Source organism: Verrucosispora sp. CNZ293, assembly GCF_002754655.1.
In genome coordinates this window covers 4,984,945-5,004,025 of record NZ_PEFR01000001.1, presented here as the reverse complement: position 1 = coordinate 5,004,025, position 19,081 = coordinate 4,984,945, and the positions used below count along the sequence as shown (strand labels likewise).

General features: G+C 67.9%; 12 protein-coding genes and 1 pseudogene. 11 read left to right on the top strand and 2 right to left on the bottom strand.

Going from position 1 to position 19,081, the window contains the following annotated elements; genetic code table 11:
- Positions 1 to 423: 423 nt before the first annotated feature.
- The 11 genes and pseudogenes from CLT74_RS22875 (at position 424) to CLT74_RS22825 (ending at position 15,211) form a co-directional block, all read left to right on the top strand.
- A complete protein-coding gene (locus tag CLT74_RS22875) occupies positions 424 to 2,886 on the top strand; it encodes a non-reducing end alpha-L-arabinofuranosidase family hydrolase (protein WP_486582536.1) in 2,463 nt (820 codons plus the stop codon).
- 228 nt (positions 2,887 to 3,114) lie between these two features.
- Positions 3,115 to 4,398, top strand: coding sequence for a poly(ethylene terephthalate) hydrolase family protein (locus CLT74_RS22870; RefSeq protein WP_486582535.1), 1,284 nt, complete (start codon positions 3,115 to 3,117; stop codon positions 4,396 to 4,398).
- A gap of 236 nt (positions 4,399 to 4,634) precedes the next feature.
- Positions 4,635 to 6,029 carry an extracellular catalytic domain type 1 short-chain-length polyhydroxyalkanoate depolymerase gene (locus CLT74_RS22865; protein WP_099848709.1) on the top strand — a complete coding sequence of 465 codons (1,395 nt, stop codon included), beginning with the start codon at positions 4,635 to 4,637 and terminating at the stop codon, positions 6,027 to 6,029.
- 290 nt (positions 6,030 to 6,319) lie between these two features.
- Positions 6,320 to 7,703: pseudogene (locus tag CLT74_RS22860) on the top strand (cytochrome P450).
- Positions 7,672 to 8,571 carry a terpene synthase family protein gene (locus tag CLT74_RS22855; RefSeq protein WP_099848703.1) on the top strand — a complete coding sequence of 300 codons (900 nt, stop codon included), beginning with the start codon at positions 7,672 to 7,674 and terminating at the stop codon, positions 8,569 to 8,571. Before CLT74_RS22860 ends, CLT74_RS22855 begins: the two are co-directional and overlap by 32 nt.
- A gap of 287 nt (positions 8,572 to 8,858) precedes the next feature.
- Complete coding sequence (locus CLT74_RS22850; protein ID WP_099848701.1) at positions 8,859 to 11,249, top strand: nitrate- and nitrite sensing domain-containing protein; 2,391 nt, start codon at positions 8,859 to 8,861, stop codon at positions 11,247 to 11,249.
- A gap of 17 nt (positions 11,250 to 11,266) precedes the next feature.
- Positions 11,267 to 11,677 (top strand): roadblock/LC7 domain-containing protein, encoded by a 411-nt coding sequence (locus tag CLT74_RS22845; protein ID WP_093410703.1) that lies wholly within the window; start codon positions 11,267 to 11,269, stop codon positions 11,675 to 11,677.
- Positions 11,678 to 11,685: 8 nt separating this feature from the next.
- Positions 11,686 to 12,063 carry a DUF742 domain-containing protein gene (locus CLT74_RS22840; protein ID WP_099848699.1) on the top strand — a complete coding sequence of 126 codons (378 nt, stop codon included), beginning with the start codon at positions 11,686 to 11,688 and terminating at the stop codon, positions 12,061 to 12,063.
- Positions 12,044 to 12,652, top strand: a complete 609-nt coding sequence (locus CLT74_RS22835) for an ATP/GTP-binding protein (protein WP_099848697.1) — start codon at positions 12,044 to 12,046, stop codon at positions 12,650 to 12,652. Before CLT74_RS22840 ends, CLT74_RS22835 begins: the two co-directional genes overlap by 20 nt.
- Positions 12,653 to 13,441: 789 nt before the next feature.
- Positions 13,442 to 14,155: a hypothetical protein gene (locus CLT74_RS22830; protein ID WP_099848695.1), complete on the top strand. Its 714-nt coding sequence runs from the start codon at positions 13,442 to 13,444 to the stop codon at positions 14,153 to 14,155.
- A 381-nt stretch (positions 14,156 to 14,536) separates the two neighbouring features.
- Entirely contained in the window at positions 14,537 to 15,211 is a 675-nt protein-coding gene (locus tag CLT74_RS22825) for a response regulator transcription factor (protein WP_099848693.1), read from the top strand.
- A 1-nt stretch (position 15,212) separates the two neighbouring features.
- Here CLT74_RS22825 and CLT74_RS22820 read toward each other — a convergent pair whose 3' ends face one another.
- Both CLT74_RS22820 and CLT74_RS22815 read right to left on the bottom strand, forming a co-directional pair.
- Positions 15,213 to 17,423 (bottom strand): chorismate-binding protein, encoded by a 2,211-nt coding sequence (locus CLT74_RS22820; RefSeq protein ID WP_099848691.1) that lies wholly within the window; start codon positions 17,421 to 17,423, stop codon positions 15,213 to 15,215.
- A gap of 1 nt (position 17,424) precedes the next feature.
- Positions 17,425 to 18,993: an AMP-binding protein gene (locus CLT74_RS22815; protein WP_099848689.1), complete on the bottom strand. Its 1,569-nt coding sequence runs from the start codon at positions 18,991 to 18,993 to the stop codon at positions 17,425 to 17,427.
- Positions 18,994 to 19,081 lie beyond the last annotated feature (88 nt).

Here is a 19,081-nt window from a genome sequence, read left to right as displayed (position 1 = left end):
GCCACCTGGCCAGGCACGCCCGACCTCTGGGCCGAACGCCGCCCGAAAAAGTACCGGACGTTGCCTGAAACTACCGGTTGAAAACCCTCGATACTTCTGCCAGCCTAAAGTCATCGATCGATGTGATCGCTAACATGACGACCGAGTCCTGGGAGGCGCCTCACGCGACCATCAGGCCGTACCACCTGACAGGTGACACATCCAGCACCTTGAGCCCAACACCGCCACCACCACCCCGAGGGCGACCGGGCCAATCCCTTACCTGCTGATCAGGTGACCAGAGCCAACTCACCTCCGGGCGGACGCCCGCCATGGGCGCTGGCCGGGTCGGCGACTCGACATCGAGGGTCGCCACCATCCGAGCGCGGCCTCCCACCTGAATCAGCGACCGAGATACTCACACCGCCCAAGTGAAGGATCAGCATGATCTCCCGAACCCGTCCCAGGCGTCGACTTCGAACACTCTCTGCCTCCGGAACCGCAGCGATAGTTGCGGTCCTCGTCGTGTCGCTGCTGCCCAGTCTCGCGCAGGCGGCCGAAACCACCCTCGCTGCCGCCGCGAACCAGTCCGGCCGGTACTTCGGTGCTGCGGTGGCGGCCAACAAGCTCTCCGATTCCACCTACGTCGGCATCCTGAACCGCGAGTTCAACTCGGTCACGGCCGAGAACGAGATGAAGATCGACGCGCTCGAGCCGCAGCAGGGGCGGTTCACCTACACGAACGCGGACCGGATCGTCAACCACGCGCTGTCCCGGGGCTGGAAGGTCCGGGGTCACACCCTGGCCTGGCACTCGCAGCAGCCGGAGTGGATGCGGAACATGTCGGGCACCGCGTTGCGCAACGCGATGCTCAACCACGTCACCCAGGTCGCCACCTACTACCGCGGCAAGATCGACTCGTGGGACGTGGTGAACGAGGCCTTCGACGACGGCAACAGCGGCGCGCGGCGGGACTCGAACCTGCAGCGCACCGGTAACGACTGGATCGAGGCCGCGTTCCGGGCCGCCCGCGCCGCCGACCCGGGCGCCAAGCTCTGCTACAACGACTACAACACCGACAACTGGACCTGGGCCAAGACCCAGGCCGTCTACCGGATGGTGCAGGACTTCAAGCAGCGCGGCGTGCCGATCGACTGCGTCGGCTTCCAGTCGCACTTCAACGCCCAGTCGGCGTACAACAGCAACTACCGCACCACGCTGTCCAGCTTCGCCGCTCTCGGGGTGGACGTGCAGATCACCGAGCTGGACATCGAGGGCTCCGGCACCACGCAGGCCAACACCTACCGCAACGTGGTCAACGACTGCCTCGCCGTGCCCCGCTGCAACGGCATCACCGTGTGGGGCATCCGGGACAGCGACTCGTGGCGCTCGTACGGCACCCCGCTGCTGTTCGACAACAACGGCAACAAGAAGCAGGCGTACACGGCCACCCTCGACGCGCTGAACAGCGCCGGCCCGGGGCCGACGCCGACGCCGACCACGCCGGGGCCCACCCCCACCACGCCGGGGCCCACCCCCACCGCTCCGCCCGGCTCGGCGAGTGAGATCGTCGGTACCCAGTCCAACCGCTGCATCGACGTACCGAACGCCTCCCGTGACAACGGCGTCCGGGTCCAGCTCTACGACTGCAACAAGCAGACAAACCAGGCCTGGACCTACACCGCGAACAAGCAGCTACAGGTGTACGGCAACATGTGTCTGGACGCCGCCGGTTCCGGCAACGGCGCCGCCGTCCAGATCTACAGCTGCCACAGCCAGACCAACCAGCAGTGGAACGTCAACTCCAACGGCACCATCAGTGGCGTCCAGTCCGGACGGTGCCTGGACGTGTGGAGCACCAGCAACGGCGCTCAGGTCCAGCTCTACGACTGCCACGGACAGACCAACCAGCAGTTCCGGCTCGTCTCCCTCGGCGGGTCCAACCCGACTCCGACTCCGACGCCGACGGCCACTCCGACGCCCACGCCCACCGGTGGTACGTGCAACCTGCCGTCGTCGTACCGGTGGTCGTCCACCGGAGCGTTGGCGCAGCCGAGGTCCGGTTGGGTGTCGTTGAAGGACTTCACGCACGCGCCGTACAACGGTCAGCACCTGGTTTACGCCACCACGCACGACACCGGCACGACCTGGGGTTCGATGAACTTCGGTCTGTTCTCCAACTGGAACCAGATGGGTTCGGCAAGCCAGAACCAGATGCCGTTCGCCGCTGTCGCGCCGTCACTGTTCTACTTCGCCCCCCGCAACCTGTGGGTGCTCGCCTACCAGTGGGGCGGCCCGGCGTTCTCGTACCGGACCTCGACGGACCCGACGAATGTGAACAGTTGGTCCGCGCACCAGACGCTGTTCACCGGAAGCATCTCCAACTCCAACACCGGCCCCATCGATCAGGCGTTGATCGGTGATGACCAGAACATGTACCTGTTCTTCGCTGGTGACAACGGTCGGATCTACCGGGCGAGCATGCCGATCGGGAACTTCCCGGGCAGCTTCGGGTCGAACTACACGACGATCATGACTGACACCACGAACAACCTGTTCGAGGGTGTGCAGGTGTACAAGCTTCAGGGTCAGCAGCGGTACCTGATGCTGGTCGAGGCGATCGGTTCGCAGGGTCGTTACTTCCGGTCGTTCACCGCGACCAGCCTGGGCGGGTCGTGGACCCCGCAGGCGGCCAGCGAGAGCAACCCGTTCGCGGGTAAGGCCAACAGCGGCGCGACCTGGACCAACGACATCAGCCACGGCGAGTTGATCCGGTCCAACGCCGACCAGACGATGACCGTGGACCCCTGCAACCTGCAACTGCTCTACCAGGGACGCTCCCCCAACTCCGGTGGCGACTACGGCCTGCTGCCCTACCGCCCGGGAGTACTCACCCTGCAACGCTGACGGCGTTCAGGTCCGGCGCGGGCACAGCCGGAGCGGGCGGGCTCGGCACCAACCGAGCCCGCCCACCCCTCACCCACCCCACCACCAGGAGGTACCGACAGTGCGACCACCCGTACACCACCCCCCGCCGTCCGGGGTAACCCCCGCTGGCCGAGTCTCCCCCGCGTTCGGGGAAGGCTGTTCAAACTCGCCACGGCCGGGATCGCAGCCGCCGTCGGGATGTTCACCATGACGGTGACGGCCGGGTCGGCGTCGGCCGCCGACAACCCGTACCAGCGCGGTCCGGACCCCACCCGGACCAGCGTCACGGCCGTGAACGGCCCCTTCGCCAACACCTCGGTGAGCGTCCCGACCGGGTACGGCTTCAACGGCGGCAGGATCTACTACCCGACCGACACCAGCCAGGGCACCTTCGGGGCCATCGCCATCTCGCCGGGTTACACCGCGTTGTTCTCCGCGGAACTGGCCTGGATGGGCCCGTGGCTGGCATCGCACGGCTTCGTCGTGATCGGTATCGAGACGAACAGCCGTAACGACTTCGACACGGCCCGAGGCACCCAGTTGCTCGCCGCGCTGGACTACCTGACCCAGCAGAGCCCGGTACGCGACCGGGTCGACTCCAGCCGCTTGGCCGTCTCCGGTCACTCCATGGGCGGCGGTGGTGCGCTGAGCGCCGCCATGCGACGCGCGTCGTTGAAGGCAGTTGTCGGCATCACGCCGTACTCGCCGTCGTCGAACCTGGCCAACGACCGGGTACCCACGATGATCATCTCTGGGCAGGCGGACACGGTGGTGACCCCGTCCTACGCCCTCGGCCTGTACAACAGCATCCCGGCCACGACAGAGAGCGTCTACCTCGAGGTAGCCGGCGGGGACCACGGCTTCATGGTCGGGCGGTCCAACCCGGTGCTGGTCCGGACCATGCTGCCGTTCCTGAAGATGTTCATCGACAACGACACCCGGTACAGCCAGTTCCTCTGCCCGCTGCTGGACAACAGCGGCGTGGTCACCTACCGCAGCACGTGCCCGTTGCTGCCGACGGACCCGACCACTCCGCCGACCGGCACGCCGACACCGACGCCCACCACGCCGGCGCCGACCACGCCGCCGCCGACCACGCCACCCGGATCCGCAAGCGAAATCAGAGGCACCCAGTCCAACCGGTGCATCGACGTACCCAACGCCTCCCGCAACAACGGCACCCGGGTCCAGCTCTACGACTGCAACAGGCAAACCAACCAGGCCTGGACCTACACCGCGAACAGACAACTACAGGTGTACGGCAACATGTGCCTCGACGCCGCCGGCTCCGGCAACGGCGCCGCCGTCCAGATCTACAGCTGCCACAACCAGACCAACCAGCAATGGAACATCAACTCCAACGGCACCATCAGCGGCGTCCAGTCCGGACGGTGCCTCGACGTGTGGAGCACCAGCAACGGCGCCCAGATCCAGCTCTACGACTGCCACGGACAGACCAACCAGCAATTCCGACTCACACCCCTCGCATAACGCACTAGACCGGAAAACGGGCGGGCTCGACACCACCGAGCCCGCCCGCACCGTCCTGCCCGGCGTCGACGGACAACGGGCGGCCGGACGTCCCCGGTGGGCGGCGAACCGGCTACCGGCAGGTGCGTGCGGCGCTCGTTGGGCAGGCCCTCCATTGCGCTGAACATTAGGCACCTGATTGACGGTCGTCAGCAAAATGTATAGCGTTTCCATCAACCACCATCGATGGAGGCGCCATGAGACGAACCAGGGCAGCACTGGCTGGCGTGGCCAGCTTTCTGCTCCTCACAGTGGGTTTTGTCGCCCTATCTCCGCCTGCGTCCGCCGCGTCGTTGGTCGAGGTGACCAACTTCGGCAACAACCCGGGCGGCATGCGGATGCACATCTACGTACCGGACAACCGGCCGGCCAATCCGGCGATCGTGGTCGCCATGCACGGCTGCGGCGGATCAGGTCCGGGCTTCTACTCGGGCAGCGAGTTCGCCTCGCTGTCGAACCAGTACGGGTTCATCGTGATCTACCCGAGCGCGATGCAGGAGGCCGGATTCGGCAGGTGCTTCGACACCTGGTCGGACGCCTCCAAGCGCCGTGGTGGTGGCAGCGACCCAGTCTCCATCGAGTCGATGGTGAACTACGCCCGTACGCAGCACGGCGGTGACATCAACCGGGTCTACGCCACCGGCAGTTCGTCCGGCGGCATGATGACCCAGCACATGCTCGCGGTCTACCCCGATCTGTTCAAGGCGGGTGCGTCCTTCATGGGCGTGCCGTTCAACTGCTTCGCCAACGCGGCCGCCTACCCACCCGGCGGTTCGTGCACGAACGGCTCGATGAACCGGACCCCGCAGCAGTGGGGCGACCTGGTCCGGGCCGCGTACCCCGGCTACACCGGCCCTCGCCCGCCGATCCAGCTGTGGCACGGCACCAACGACACCCTCGTGCCCTACTCCCTGCTGCAGGAGTCGGTCGAGCAGTGGACGAACGTGCACGGGCTGAGCCAGACCCCGACGTCCACCGACACCCCGCAGCCCAACTGGAACCGCCGCCGCTTCGGCACCCAGGTCGAGGCTTACGCCATCCAGGGCGCCGGCCACAGCCTGCCGTCGAGCGGTATGGCGCGGGTCGCCATCCAGTTCTTCGGCTTGGATGGGTCGACCCCGCCCACCACCACCCCGCCGACCGGCACGCCCACCCCCACGCCCACCACGCCACCGCCGACCACGCCGCCGCCGACCACGCCACCCGGATCCGCAAGCGAAATCAGAGGCACCCAGTCCAACCGGTGCATCGACGTACCCAACGCCTCCCGCAACAACGGCACCCGGGTCCAGCTCTACGACTGCAACAGGCAAACCAACCAGGCCTGGACCTACACCGCGAACAGACAACTACAGGTGTACGGCAACATGTGCCTCGACGCCGCCGGCTCCGGCAACGGCGCCGCCGTCCAGATCTACAGCTGCCACGGACAGACCAACCAGCAATGGAACATCAACTCCAACGGCACCATCAGCGGCGTCCAGTCCGGACGGTGCCTCGACGTGTGGAGCACCAGCAACGGCGCCCAGATCCAGCTCTACGACTGCCACGGACAGACCAACCAGCAATTCCGACTCACACCCCTCGCATAACGCACTAGACCGGAAAACGGGCGGGCTCGACACCACCGAGCCCGCCCGCACCGTCCTGCCCGGCGTCGACGGACAGCGGACGGCCGGGGCACCGGATCTGCAGACCGGACGGCCCCGGCGCAAGGCCGAGTGACAAAGCCGTCACCCATTGCGAGATCGCCTTCACAACTTGCACACTGAGGCTGGATTAAGTCCTGGAAGTTGCGCGCTCGACAACTTCGGAGGCAAGTCACAGGGAGGGGTCCACGATGGGGGCACCGAAGGCAGCGGCACCCGGCAAACCCGTGAGTGTGCCCGCCTGGAAGGCGTTGCCGAGCTTCTTCCGCGACGCGCACCAGTCCCTGGTGGACGCTGGTGAGGCAGCCGGTGGCGAGGTCGTACGGCTCGGGCTCGGGGTTTCCAGCCCGTACCTGGTGACCCATCCCGATCACGTACGGCAGGTGTTGCAGGACCGGGCTGCCAACTACCCCCGGGGCGATGACACAGCGCTCTGGCGCTCGGTCCGCAAACTCGTCGGCGACGGGATCCTCGCCGAAGGCGACACCTGGCTGGCCTCCCGCAAGACCCTGGCCCCGCTGTTCCGGCGGGGCCGCATCGACGCGCTCGTCGACACCATGGCGACGGCCATCGACGAGGCGACCGATCGGCTGGACACGGCCGCGGCAGCGGGCAGCGTCGTCGACATCGGCACGGAACTGTCCCGCCTCGTCTGCGCCGCCATCATGCGGGTGTTCTTCGACTCCCGGGTCTCGGTCGACGACGCGCTGCGCATCATGGCGGCGCAGGAGGACATCGTCACCTCCATGGCACCACGTCTGCTGGCCCCCTTCGCGCCGTGGTGGATTCCGATGCCCGGCGACCGCCGCTTCCACCGCTCCGTGCAGACGATCGACGGCATCCTGCTGCCGGTCCTCCGCGCCGCGGTGCGTCAGCCCGGTGACGGGGACGACGTGTTGTCGACTCTGGCGCGCGCGCAACGCGACGGCCAGCCGCTCACCGAACGGCAGATGCGCGACGACCTGGTGTCGATGGTGGCCGTCACCACGGAGACGAGCTATGTCGTGTTGACGTGGCTCTGGCCGGTCCTCGCCAACCACACCGACGTCGCAGATCGGCTCTACGCAGAGATCGATGAGGTTGTCGGGGCCGGGCCGGTGCGAGCGGAGCACCTGCGTCAGCTCACCTACACCCAGATGGTGCTCAACGAACTCCTACGTCTGTATCCTGCGGGCTGGATCGTCCCTCGGCGCGCACTGGCCCCCGACGTGCTCGGAGGAGTACGGATAGACCGGGGCGCGACGGTCATCCTCTCCCCGTACGCCACTCAGCGGATGAAGGCGTTCTGGGGTCCGACCGCCGAGTCCTTCGACCCGGAGCGCTTCGCCCCGGGCCGCGCTGCGGCGGAGTCCGGCCACCGTCAGGCGTACTACCCGTTCGGGCTCGGCATGCACAGATGTCTCGGCGAACATCTGTTCAACGTGGAGGCGCTGTTGATTGTGGCGACCTTGATCAGTAGGTTCCGCTTCACACTCACCGACCCCACTGTGCCCGCGCCGCGGGTCGCCGCGTCACTGCGCCCACGGCGTCGAGTCGAGCTGACCCCGTCCCGTCGCGACCACTCCGTTGCCGGTAGGAGCCACTGATGCACCCAGACACCCTGGCCGCCACGCTTGAGCAGACTGCGGAACAGGGACGGATCTGTGCTGTGGCGGCGAGAGGGCAGCGCGACCTGCAGGACCGGGTGGCCGCCTATCCCGCGCTGTTTCCCGACCCGCCCGTCGATGCGACGATGCTGAGCGCCCTGGCCCTGTCGACAGCGTTCATCGCCCCCTGGTGCAGCGCCGCCGAACTTCGCACCGCGAACCGCACCTCGCTGTGGGTGACTGCTGAGGATTGGCGAATCGACTCGGAGATCGACTCTCTGGAGGAAGCGGCAGCCACTGTCACCACCTGCCTCGCGGTGGCGGCGGGCGCCACACCAGCCGACGACGACCAGCTTGGGCAGTTCCTGGCGGACATCCGCGACGACCTGGCAGCTACGCCCCTCTACCCACGGCTGGGCCACCTGTGGCGCGACGAGTTGCGTCGCATGCTCGACGCCGAGCTACAGGAGTGGCAGTGGAGAGCAGCCCGGAGCACGAGCCACGCCGACCTGCCGTCCGTCAGTGACTATCTGGCCAACGCCGCCGGTTACGGCGCCACCTGGGTCAACATCTCCCATTGGATCGCCACCGGCGCGGTGGAGACCGAGGAGCACCTGGCCACACTGGCCACGGCCAGCTACGAGGTGGAGAAGGTGCTGCGGCTGGTCAACGACCTGGCCAGCTACAGCCGCGACGTCAAGGCCGGCGATCTGAACATCCTGATGTTGGGCGTCGACGAGAGCGAGGTACGTCAGCAGGCAGTCGACCTTGCCGACAGGTGCCAGAAGCTGCTCGACCCGCTGGCTGAGGTCAGCCCGCAACAGGTGATGTACCTGCGGCGTGTGCTCGGTTTCACGGCAGGCTTCTATCACGGCACTGACTTCTGGGGACCCCGGTGACAACTGTCGACGCACAGCGACGACCGCAGCCGTTCGGCCACGGTTCCCGGCACCCCGACAACGCGTCAGCAGGCCGCTGACCTCCCGATCCGAATGCGTTTACCTGGCTGGCGGTGCGGGCTCACAGCACTGGACTCGTAACACGCGATCCCTTGTGGACGTAACCCTTAGTCACGGTCTTGAGTCAATAGTCAGATAACTGCTAGCGTGCGTCGGTCTGCCTACACCGGCGGCTTGGTCGGCATGCCTCTGCCGACAAGTTCCTCTGCTCGGCATCGGACGGTTCAATGCGGTCTCGCAGCGCCAATCTGCGCACCAAGGTCATCGCGCTCCTCGCCTCGCTCGTCGCTCTCTGGGCATTCGCCGCCTGGGTCACCCTCCGAGACGGCGTGAACCTCCTTGGCGTCCAGGCGATCGACAGCCAGATCGTCTCACCCAGCGAGCCGCTGCTGCTGGACCTCCAAGTCGAGCGACGCCTGGCTGTCGAATACCTCGGCGGCCCCAGTGCCGACCGGAAGAACGCACTCGACGCCGCCCGTCAGGCTGTCGACGAGAACGCCACGGCCTTCAAATCGACGGCACGCAGCTGGCTGGCCCGTCTGGCGGCAGGTAGCGAGGCCGAACAACGAGTCGACGACGCAATTGCCGAACTTGATCAACTGGCCGCCGCCCGGACATCAATTGACGCCCGTTCGATCGACCGGTCAAGCACCATCAAGACCTACAGCACGCTCGTCGAGTCGCTGTTCGCGATCTACGATGTCGTCGGCACGCTCGACGACACCGAGATTCAGCAGGACACCCGGAACCTGATCGAGCTGTACCGTCTCCGCGAGATCATTTCGCAGGAGGACGCCCTGCTCACCGGGGCGCTCGCCACCACGCGGATCACCGCCGGGGAACAGTTCCGGTTCACCGAGCTCGTCATTTCGCAACGCTTCGTCGCGGACCGCACCCAGCTCAACGATTCCGACCAGGCCGCCTTCAACCAGGTCGTCAACGGTGAGGCGTTCCGGAGCCTGCGTCAGCTCGAGGATCGCGTGATCAATGCCAGCGGATCGACCCGTCCGGCCGTCACCCTCGAAGAGTGGAACGAAGTCACCGACGCCGCGCTGGCCCATCTCCAGGAGATGGTTCTCGGCAGCGGCGACAATCTGGTGCAGCGTGCCGTACCTGTCGCGGTCGGGGTGATCGTCCGGCTGGTCCTGGCCGCCGGCCTGGGCCTGCTCGCGGTCATCGCGTCGATCATCGTCTCCATCACCACCGCCCGCGCACTCGTGGCGCAACTACAGCGGCTCCGTGACGCGGCCCACCAACTCGCCGACGAACGGCTTCCCGCAGTGGTCGAGCGCCTCCAGCGCGGCGAGAAGGTGGACGTCGCCGCCGAGGCGCCACCTCTCGACTTCGGCTCCGACGAAATCGGGCAGGTCGGCCAGGCGTTCAACGCCGTCCAGGAGACGGCGGTCCGTACCGCCGTCGAGCAGGCGGAGCTACGCCGCAACGTACGCGACGTGTTCCTGAACCTGGCCCGGCGCACCCAGGCCCTCGTCCACCGCCAGGTGACCCTCCTCGATGAGATGGAGCGCCGGCAGGAGGACGCCGACGAGCTCGAAGACCTCTTCCGCGTCGACCACCTCGCCACCCGTATGCGGCGCAACGCCGAGAACCTCATTGTTCTCTCCGGCGCGACACCCGGCCGAGGCTGGCGCCGCAACGTGCCGATGGTGGACGTTGCCCGCGCCGCGGTGCAGGAGGTGGAGGACTACACACGGGTCAAGGTGATGCCATTCGGGTCCGTCGCACTCGCCGGCCGGGCCGCCGGTGACATCATCCACCTGCTCGCCGAACTGATCGAGAACGCCCTGACCTTCTCGCCGAAGAGCACCCCTGTCGAGGTACGCGGGCAACTCGTGGCCAACGGCTTCGCCATCGAGATCGAGGACAGAGGTCTCGGCCTGGCCGAGGACGATATCGCCGCCGCCAACGCGGACCTGGCCACCGCCGCCGAGTTCAACCTCGCCGATGCCAAGAAACTGGGACTGTTCGTGGTCAGCCGCCTGGCCGCCAAGCATCACATCGCCGTGCGGTTGAAGCCGTCACCGTACGGTGGAACGACGGCCGTCGTACTCATTCCCAAGGACCTGGTCACGACCGCCGACCCGATCGGCGCCACGCCCGCACCCACTGCGGGCGGGTCCAGGGAGACGGTTGCCGCCGGCGACACCCAGCGCGTCACCACCGCGCGGCAGTCCTCCGTCGCCGTGGCCGAGCCCGCCCCGGTGCATGGCGAGACCATGGAACTGCCGGCGGTGCGTCCGCTGCGCGCCGCCGCTGACGCCGCCGCCACCGTCACCGACGGACCGGCCAAGAGCGCGCCCAGTGCCCGGCAGCGGCCCGGACCTGCCGCCGAACACACCGAGCACACTGAGCACGGGCTGCCCATGAGAGTCCGCCAGGCCAACATCGCGCGACAACTGCGGGACTCGTCCCCCGGCCAGACACAGGCACCGGACGACGACGAGGCGGGGCGATCCCCCGACGACATTCGCAGGATGATGGCCTCCTACCAATCCGGCACCCGCCGCGGGCGCGATGACGCCGCACGTCTCGTCGATGTCGACGATGAAGGGCAGCCCAACGCCGCCGACAACACGTCCGCGGCCGAAAACGACCGGTAAGAAAGAGGAACGGGCAAGTGCAGCAGAATTCCACGGGCGATCTGGCCTGGCTGCTCGACGACCTGGTCGGGCGTGTGAAGCAGGCTGAGCATGCCATCGTGCTCTCCGCTGACGGGCTGCTCATGGCTTCCTCCGCCCAACTCAGCCGAGACGACGCGGAACATCTGGCCGCTATGGCGTCGGGCATCCAGAGCCTCGCGAAGGGCGCCAGCAAGCGGTTCGGTGGTGGGCCTGTTCAACAGACCATCATCGAGATGAAGTCGTCGTTCCTTTTCGTCACCGCAGCCGGAAGCAACGCATGCCTGGCCGTCCTCGCGGCAGAAGACACCGACGTCGGACTTGTCGCTTACGAAATGGCGATGGTCGTTGCGCGAGCCGGTAAGTTCCTCGCCTCACCGACCCGGCCGAGCCAGCACACCAACAACTAGGGGCCGCCATGACGATGCCCGACGAAGAACCGGTCTGGTTAGACGACGCCGCCGGGCCGGTGGTCCGGCCATACGCTGTTACCGGCGGGCGGGCCAAACCAGCCAACAGCTTCAATGTGGTCGCTCTGATCCTGTCGACCCGATCGGCCCCGCCGTCCGAGGTGGGGATAGCACCGGAGCAGGCCAAGATCATTCACCTCTGCCAACGTCCGCTTGCACTGGCAGAAGTGGCCGCGCATCTCAGCCTGCCTCTCGGCACCGTCCGAGTGCTCCTGGACGGACTGATCGCTCAGGGATTCGTCCAGGTCAACGACCCTCGCCAAGCCGCCACCCTTCCCGACGACAGCGTATTTGAGGCGCTCATCAATGGACTACGTCAACTCTGAGCGGACGGGCCATGCGACCCTTCCCACCGCCATCAAAATACTCATCGCGGGTGGCTTCGGCGTAGGCAAGACCACCCTCGTGGGATCCGTCAGCGAGACCAAGCCCCTCCGGACCGAAGAGGTCCTCTCCGAGCAGGGCGTGGGTGTCGACGACATCTCCGGCGTCGAGGCCAAGTCGACAACGACCGTGGCGATGGACTTCGGCCGGATCACCATCAGCGAGGAACTGGTTCTCTATCTGTTCGGTACCCCGGGCCAGGACCGCTTCTGGTTCGTCTGGGACGAACTCACTATCGGCGCCCTGGGTGCCGTGGTCCTGGCGGACACCCGGCGGCTTGCCGACTGCTTTCCATCCGTCGACTACTTCGAGCGCGCGCGGCTGCCGTTCATCGTGGCCGTCAACTGCTTCGAGAATGCCCGCCGATACAGCCTCGACGAAGTGCGGCTGGCCCTGGACCTCGACCCCGATGTGCCCGTGATGTTGTGCGACGCGCGGCAGCGGCAGTCGTCCAAGGACGTCCTCGTAGCGCTGATCGAGCACGTGAAGAGGCAAGGGCTGGCCCGCAGACCTGAGCCGGTCGGGCATTGAGCGGCATACCCCTGCCGACAGCCGGGCGGCACGTTACCGCGAAGGCCCGGATGTCCGATAGTGACGAGTACCGGCAGGATTGGCACGGGACGCCTCCACAGGTGGCACGGAATATCAACATCTCCCACGCCACGCGAGGCAGACTTTGACCGACGGGCGACGCCGAGGCTCGAGCGAGAATTCGCCGAGACGGGGGTCGACGGGGTCTCGCAGGCGCCGGATCAATGTGGCTGCAATCGCACGCCGGCGCGTGGCCCGTCACAAACGGTCCCCGCCCCGGGGCGCACCACCTGGGACGGGGACCGTGACAACGAGCGCCACCGACAAGCACACCAGGTCAGCCGCGGTGCTGCCCCTTCGGGGAATGCAGGGCGATGCCGCGACCGTCAGCAGCGCGTGGCCCGCGCTGCTGGGCTCCGCTGATGTCGGAGATCGATTTGCTTGATCCGAATCTGTCTCCGTGGCATCGGCGGTCGGCTGCGAAACCGCATGAGCGGCTCCCTTTGCCGCCGTCCGGCGATGTGACGCCTACCCTGGCGCGGGTCGCCCGTCCGTCGCTGTGGGCACCCTTCGAGAAGACCTCGTCTGACCGCGAACGCGTCCGCGCTCCGCGCTCCGCCAGTGGGCAGCGATGCGGCCCTGGGACAGGGGCGCCGGTACGGGTCCACCCGTACCGGCCAGTCGCGCCCCGTGCCTGCGCTTCGCCATCTTGCTCAGCACCCCGCGCAGTACCGGGGGTGTCCGACGCACTAGCATTGCTGCGGTCTGCGGCGGCTGAAACGAGGCGAGATGCGTTGGCTCCGGCAGTTGCTGGGTAGCAAGCGGGTCCAGCTCGATCCGGGACGGCAGCAGGCACTGCTGCGGGATGTCCGGCACCGGTACGGCGTCAACTCGCCGGTCCGGTTTCCGGAACAGGTCGAGGCGATCACCCGGCTGCTGAACGACGACGACGGCCTGGCGGTGGCGGCCCGAATAATGAGCGAGGCCGCCGACGAGGCTCACGCGGACCTGCACGCCCAAGCCCACGACGTGTACCGACACACGGGCCGGCGACTCCTGGTGCACCGCCGGAACTACCGGCCGCTGTGGAAGGAAGCCGGACCGGCACTGCGGTGGCCCCTGTTCGCGCTGCCGAGCGGCCTGCACCCGTACGTGCAGGTGACCGCCGCAGTCGCAGTGGTCGGCAGCCGCGCGCCCCGCCTCGGTAAGGTGACCGACCCGGACCTGCTTTTGGCCCACGTGTTCGAGGTGCTCGACCTCACCATCAATGGCTGGGAGTACGGCCAGGTACGGGTGGACACCGACGCCGCGGCCCTGGCCGATCGACTGATCTCGACCGCCGGGCAGGTTCTCGCGGCCATCGACGACCCGCCCCGGCTGCCGCCTCCGGTCCGCGAGGTGATGCGCCGCAACAACACCCTCGCCGTCCACGATCCAACCGGCCCGCACGTGGTCGGCGGAATCAACCCGGGCGCACGGATGCGGGAGAGCCTGCTGGTCTGACGCTTCGGCGTCGGAGCACAGCGGGCCATCGCTGAGCCTCTTGCGCGTCCGACCAACTCGGACCCAACCATTTGATCCGGAGATAAACGGACATCTGCTTGAATACGCGGAGCTGCCGGACTAGCACGGATGAGGTTTTCGGCACCTTGCCGGGTCGCTTTACTGATATTCACGGGCACCAGTCCGGAATGATTCAACGCCGCTGATGCGGGGTAAGGATCCACGCGCGCCGGTCGGCCCAAGCGACTGGTCGGTGCGACAACCGGGTATTGGTATGAGTTTGGACATTACGGCCGCGTTGCGCCGATGGTTATCGATCCTGATATGAAAGGTCCGGACGTACGGCCGCGGTAGGGGGACCGCAGCGGAGGAGGCAACAGCATGGCGCAGGCCACCCGGCGATCCAGCGCATCGCCGATCGGGCTACGGGTTCTCGTCACTCTCGGCCCGGAGGTGCTGCGTAAGGGGCTGGAGGCGCTCCTCGGCGAACTGCACGCGGTCACCGGTGTCCGGGCGGCGTCGACGGTGGGTGAGGCGATGGTGCTGCTCCGGCGGTACCGACCCGACCTGCTGATCCTGATTGTCGAGGATGATGCCCCGGTCGACCGGTTGGTGACCGCCGCCCGAGGCATCGGCGTTCCGACCCTGGCAGTGCTGAGCCGGGCCGGTGACGCACTCCGCGATCGGACGGTACCGCTGGCGGCCGACGGCTTCATCCTGGCCGGGGAACTCGATCGGCGCTCGCTGAATGACGCCCTGGCCGAGCTGTGGCGAGGTGAGATGCCGATGCCGCTCGCTCTCGGCCGGGTCGCGCTCTCGGCGTTACGCGAGGACCAGCGCCCCGCCGAAACTCCAGCGCTGACCCCCCGGGAAGGCGAGACGCTGAAGCTGCTGGCCCGAGGGCTGAGCAACCGTCAGATAGCCGCGTCGATGGGGATCACCGAGCACGGGGCGAAGCGGCATGTCTGCCGAATTCTGGCGAAGTTGAACTGCACCAACCGAACGGAGGCGGTTACCGCGGCCTATCATCTGGGTCTGCTGCCCGCCAGGCATTGACTCACCGCACGCCGCTCTCCTCCGGGATGCTTTTCTCCCTCGCCGTCCAGCCGGGTAGCGGTGCCGTCAGCTTCAGCCGCATCTCGTCGTATTCGGCATCGGGGTCTGAACCGAGCACGATGGCGCCGCCGGCACCGACCTGAAGGATTCCCCGGTGCAGCACCGCGGTCCGGATGACGATGTTGAGATCCACCCCGCCGGTCAGGCCAAAGAATCCCAGCGCTCCGGAGTAGACACCCCGCGCCCGATCCTCGATCTCACCGAGCAGCCGCATGGTTCGCGGCTTCGGCGCTCCGGTCATCGAGCCGCCGGGAAAACATGCCTGGACGATCCGGGTCGGCGCAACCGAGCGGCGGCTGCGGCCGCGCACCGTGGAGACCAGCTGATGCACCGTCGCGTACGACTCCACCACCATGAACGAGGGCACATGGACACTGCCGATCTCGCAGACCTGCCCGAGGTCGTTCCGGAGCAGGTCGACGATCATCAGATTCTCCGCCCGGGTCTTCGGCGAGTCGCGCAGTTCGACCCGCAGGGCGTGGTCCTGCTCGGGGTCGGCGGCCCGAGGGGCGGTTCCCTTGATCGGCTTGGCCTCGACCACTCCGGTCCGGTCGATCTTCAAGAAGCGTTCCGGCGAGGAGCAGAGGATCTGCGTCTCCCCGAGGCGGAGATAGGCGGCGTACGGCGCGGGGTTGTGACGGCGCTGCCGCAGGTAGAGCTCGATACCGCACCCGTCGTACGGGGCCCGGAGTTCGTTGGTCAGGCAGATCTCGTAGCTCTCCCCGGCTCGCAGCAGTTCCAGGCAGGTTCGGATGTTCGCCAGGTAGCTCTCGCGGCCCCGGGACAGCCAGCGCTCCGCGTCGTACGTCCTTTCCGGACCCGTTCGTCCACCGGTCGGTCGGGCCGACTCCGGCCCCTCAGGCCGGCTGGCCCGGCTACTGCTGTCGACGACCGCGTGGCCGACGGGTCCGGTGCGCAGCAGGGCGACGGTGCTGTCCAGCCAGCCGTCCGCAGCCGCGATCTGGGCGTCGGTGGCGCGGCAGAGTGCCAGCAGCCACGTCTCACCGGTCTGGTGGTCCAGGGCCACCATCCGGGTCGCGGCCATCCAGACCGCGTCCGGGGTCTCGGCGACGTGTCGGTTCGGTGCGCCGCAGTCGGCCTTCACCTCGTAACCGAAGTAGCCGACGTAGCCGCTCGGCAGGTCGAACGGAAACTCCCCGCTGTCCGCGAGCCGGCGCTCGTCGAGACGCCGCTGCAACACCGTGAAGATGTCCCCCGACTCGACGCCGATCCGGCGGCCGGTCGGGTCCAGCACCTCGACCGTGCCGCTGGCGCTGACGTACCGGAGCACCTCCCCGTCCGGTCCGCCCGGGTACCCCAGAAACGAGAACCGGGACAGGCCGGGTACAACCCGGCTGCTGTCCAGCCAGAAGGCGTACGGCCGATCGCCGACGACCCGCTGGAATATCCACTCGGGGTCGACCGTTTCGACCTGCTCTGGCGACGCGGTCGGCAGGGTGGCAGCGCCGGGCATCCGTCGGTGGCGCAGCAGCCAACCGCCGGCCTGACCTTCAGTGTCGCTCGATGTCGGGCCTTGGTCGGCGGCGTCACCGACCGCCCGCGAACCGTTTGTCGTCTCTCTGCCCACCAGCCGGCGGAAGTTCAGCAGCAGCCGGCTACCGTGTTCGGTGCTCACCGACTCCGGATGAAACTGCACCCCGAACCAGGGGTGGAAGCGGTGCCGCAGCCCCATCACCACCCCGTCCTCGGCCCAGGCGTCCGCGACCAGGTCGGCCGGTAGGGGTTCGGTAACGCAGAGCGAGTGGTAGCGGACCGCCACGAAATTCTGCGGCAGGCCGGTGAAGAGCCCGCCGTCATGCCGTATCCGGCTCAGGTGGCCGTGCCGCGGTCGAGGCGCCGGCCCGACGGCGGCTCCGCAGAGGTGGCCCAGGGCCTGGTGGCCGAGGCATACGCCGAGCACCGGTCGACCGCTGTGGCGGATGACGTCGAGACAGCGGCCGATGTCCCCGGGCACCTGTGGCCGGCCCGGACCGGGCGAGATGATCACCGCGTCGAACTGCCGCGCGAATTCCGCAGTCAACCGCGGGCTGTCGTTCCGCAGCACCTGCGGCTCGACGCCGTAGGTCTGGGCGATCAGCTGATACAGGTTGAAGGTGTACGAGTCATAGTTGTCGATCAGCAGGGTGTGCACGTCACGCCACCCCTGCCCGCCCGGCGGTGTTCGCTTCCCATCCGTCGGTGTCGGGTCCGGCGCCGGCCCGCTCCCGCGCGGCTTCTCGGGCGTTGCCCTGCTCCCGGGGGTTGCCCTGCTCCCGCAGGGCGAAGCGGCGGAGTTTCCCCGTCGGCGTCCGGGGCAGGGCGGCGAGGCGGGTGACACCCCGGGGAACCTTGAACGGCGCCACCCGGCCATCCAGCCAGCGAGCGAGGTCGGCCACGGTGGGGGCGGCGGCGCCGGGCACCGGCACGACGAAGGCGTGCAGCCGGGTGGCGCCGGTCTCGTCCGGTCGAGCGGCCACCGCGGCCTCGGCGACCGTCGGGTGTTCCTCGATAAGGTGCTCCACCGGCTGCGGTGCCAGCGTGATCCCGCCGACCATCTCCAGGTCGTCCACCCGGCCGTGCAGGGTGTACGTTCCGTCGTGGTGCCGTACCGCCAGATCCCGGGTCCGCAGCCAGCCGTCCACCACGGTGCGGGCGGTCTCCTCCGGACGGTGCAGGTACTCGGTCATGATCGTCTTCCCGGCGACCCAGAGTTCCCCCTCGACCTCGTCGGGTACCGCCACCCCGTCGCTGTCGAGCAGCCGGAGGATATAGCCCGGGACCGGGCGTCCGACCGTCCCGATCCGGCTCTCCTCCACTGTGTTCGCGCAGAAGGCGTGCCCGGCCTCGGTGGAGCCGACCTGGTCGAGCAGCGGAACGCCGAGCAGTTCCTCGGCCCGTGCCGCAAGCTCCGGTCGCAGCACCTCACCCGCGGAGACCGCAGCTCGGAGACGGCTGAAGGCGGATCGGTCACCGGCCGCTACCAGCTGGGCGTACGACGTGGGTACCCCGTAGAGCAGGGTGACCTGGTGCTCGGTAGCGAGGTCCGCGACCGCCGTAGGGGTCGGTCGCTCCGGCAGCAACACCGCCGACGATCCGGAGAAGAGTGGGAAGACGAAGGCGTTACCGAAGCCGTAGGCGAAGTGCAGCTTGGAGATCGAGAGGGTCACGTCGTCGGCGCTGCTGCGGAGCACGCCGAGCCCGACATGCCGGTAGTACGCCTCCGGGTCGGCGTGCCGATGAACAGCTCCCTTCGGGACACCAGTGGTACCGGAGGTGTACTGCACGTACAGGGGATCGGTTCCGGCCACCTCGACCGCCGGGAGGCGACTCGCCCGGCCGGCCCGGTGGAGCAGTTGGGCCGGGGAGAGCGTACGGACGGCGAACCGGTCCGCCAGCGCCTCGGGGCAGAGCACGAGACCCGGAGCGCAGTCGGTGACGAGCGCCGTGTGTTCCGGCGCGGCCAGCGTCGGGTTGACAGGTACGGCGATAGCCCCGGCCCGGGCCACAGCCAGGAACGAGACCACCCAGGCGGCGCCGTCGGGCAGTGCCAGGAGCACCCGGTCGCCCGGACCGACCCCTTCGGCCGCCAGTACCCGCGCGGCCCGGCCGGCCAGATCGTGGATCGCTCCGTGTGACCAGGTCCGGCCCGGTTCGTGGACGGCCGGGCGCTGCGCCCAGCCGTGTTCCGCGCAGCGCCGTTCCAGGGTGGCCGCGAGATTCATGGCGAAAGCCCTTCTACTGCTGGCATGCACGGAAGTGCCGGGAATTCCGGCGGGCGCGAAGGCGCCGAGGAAAAATGAATTCGATCTC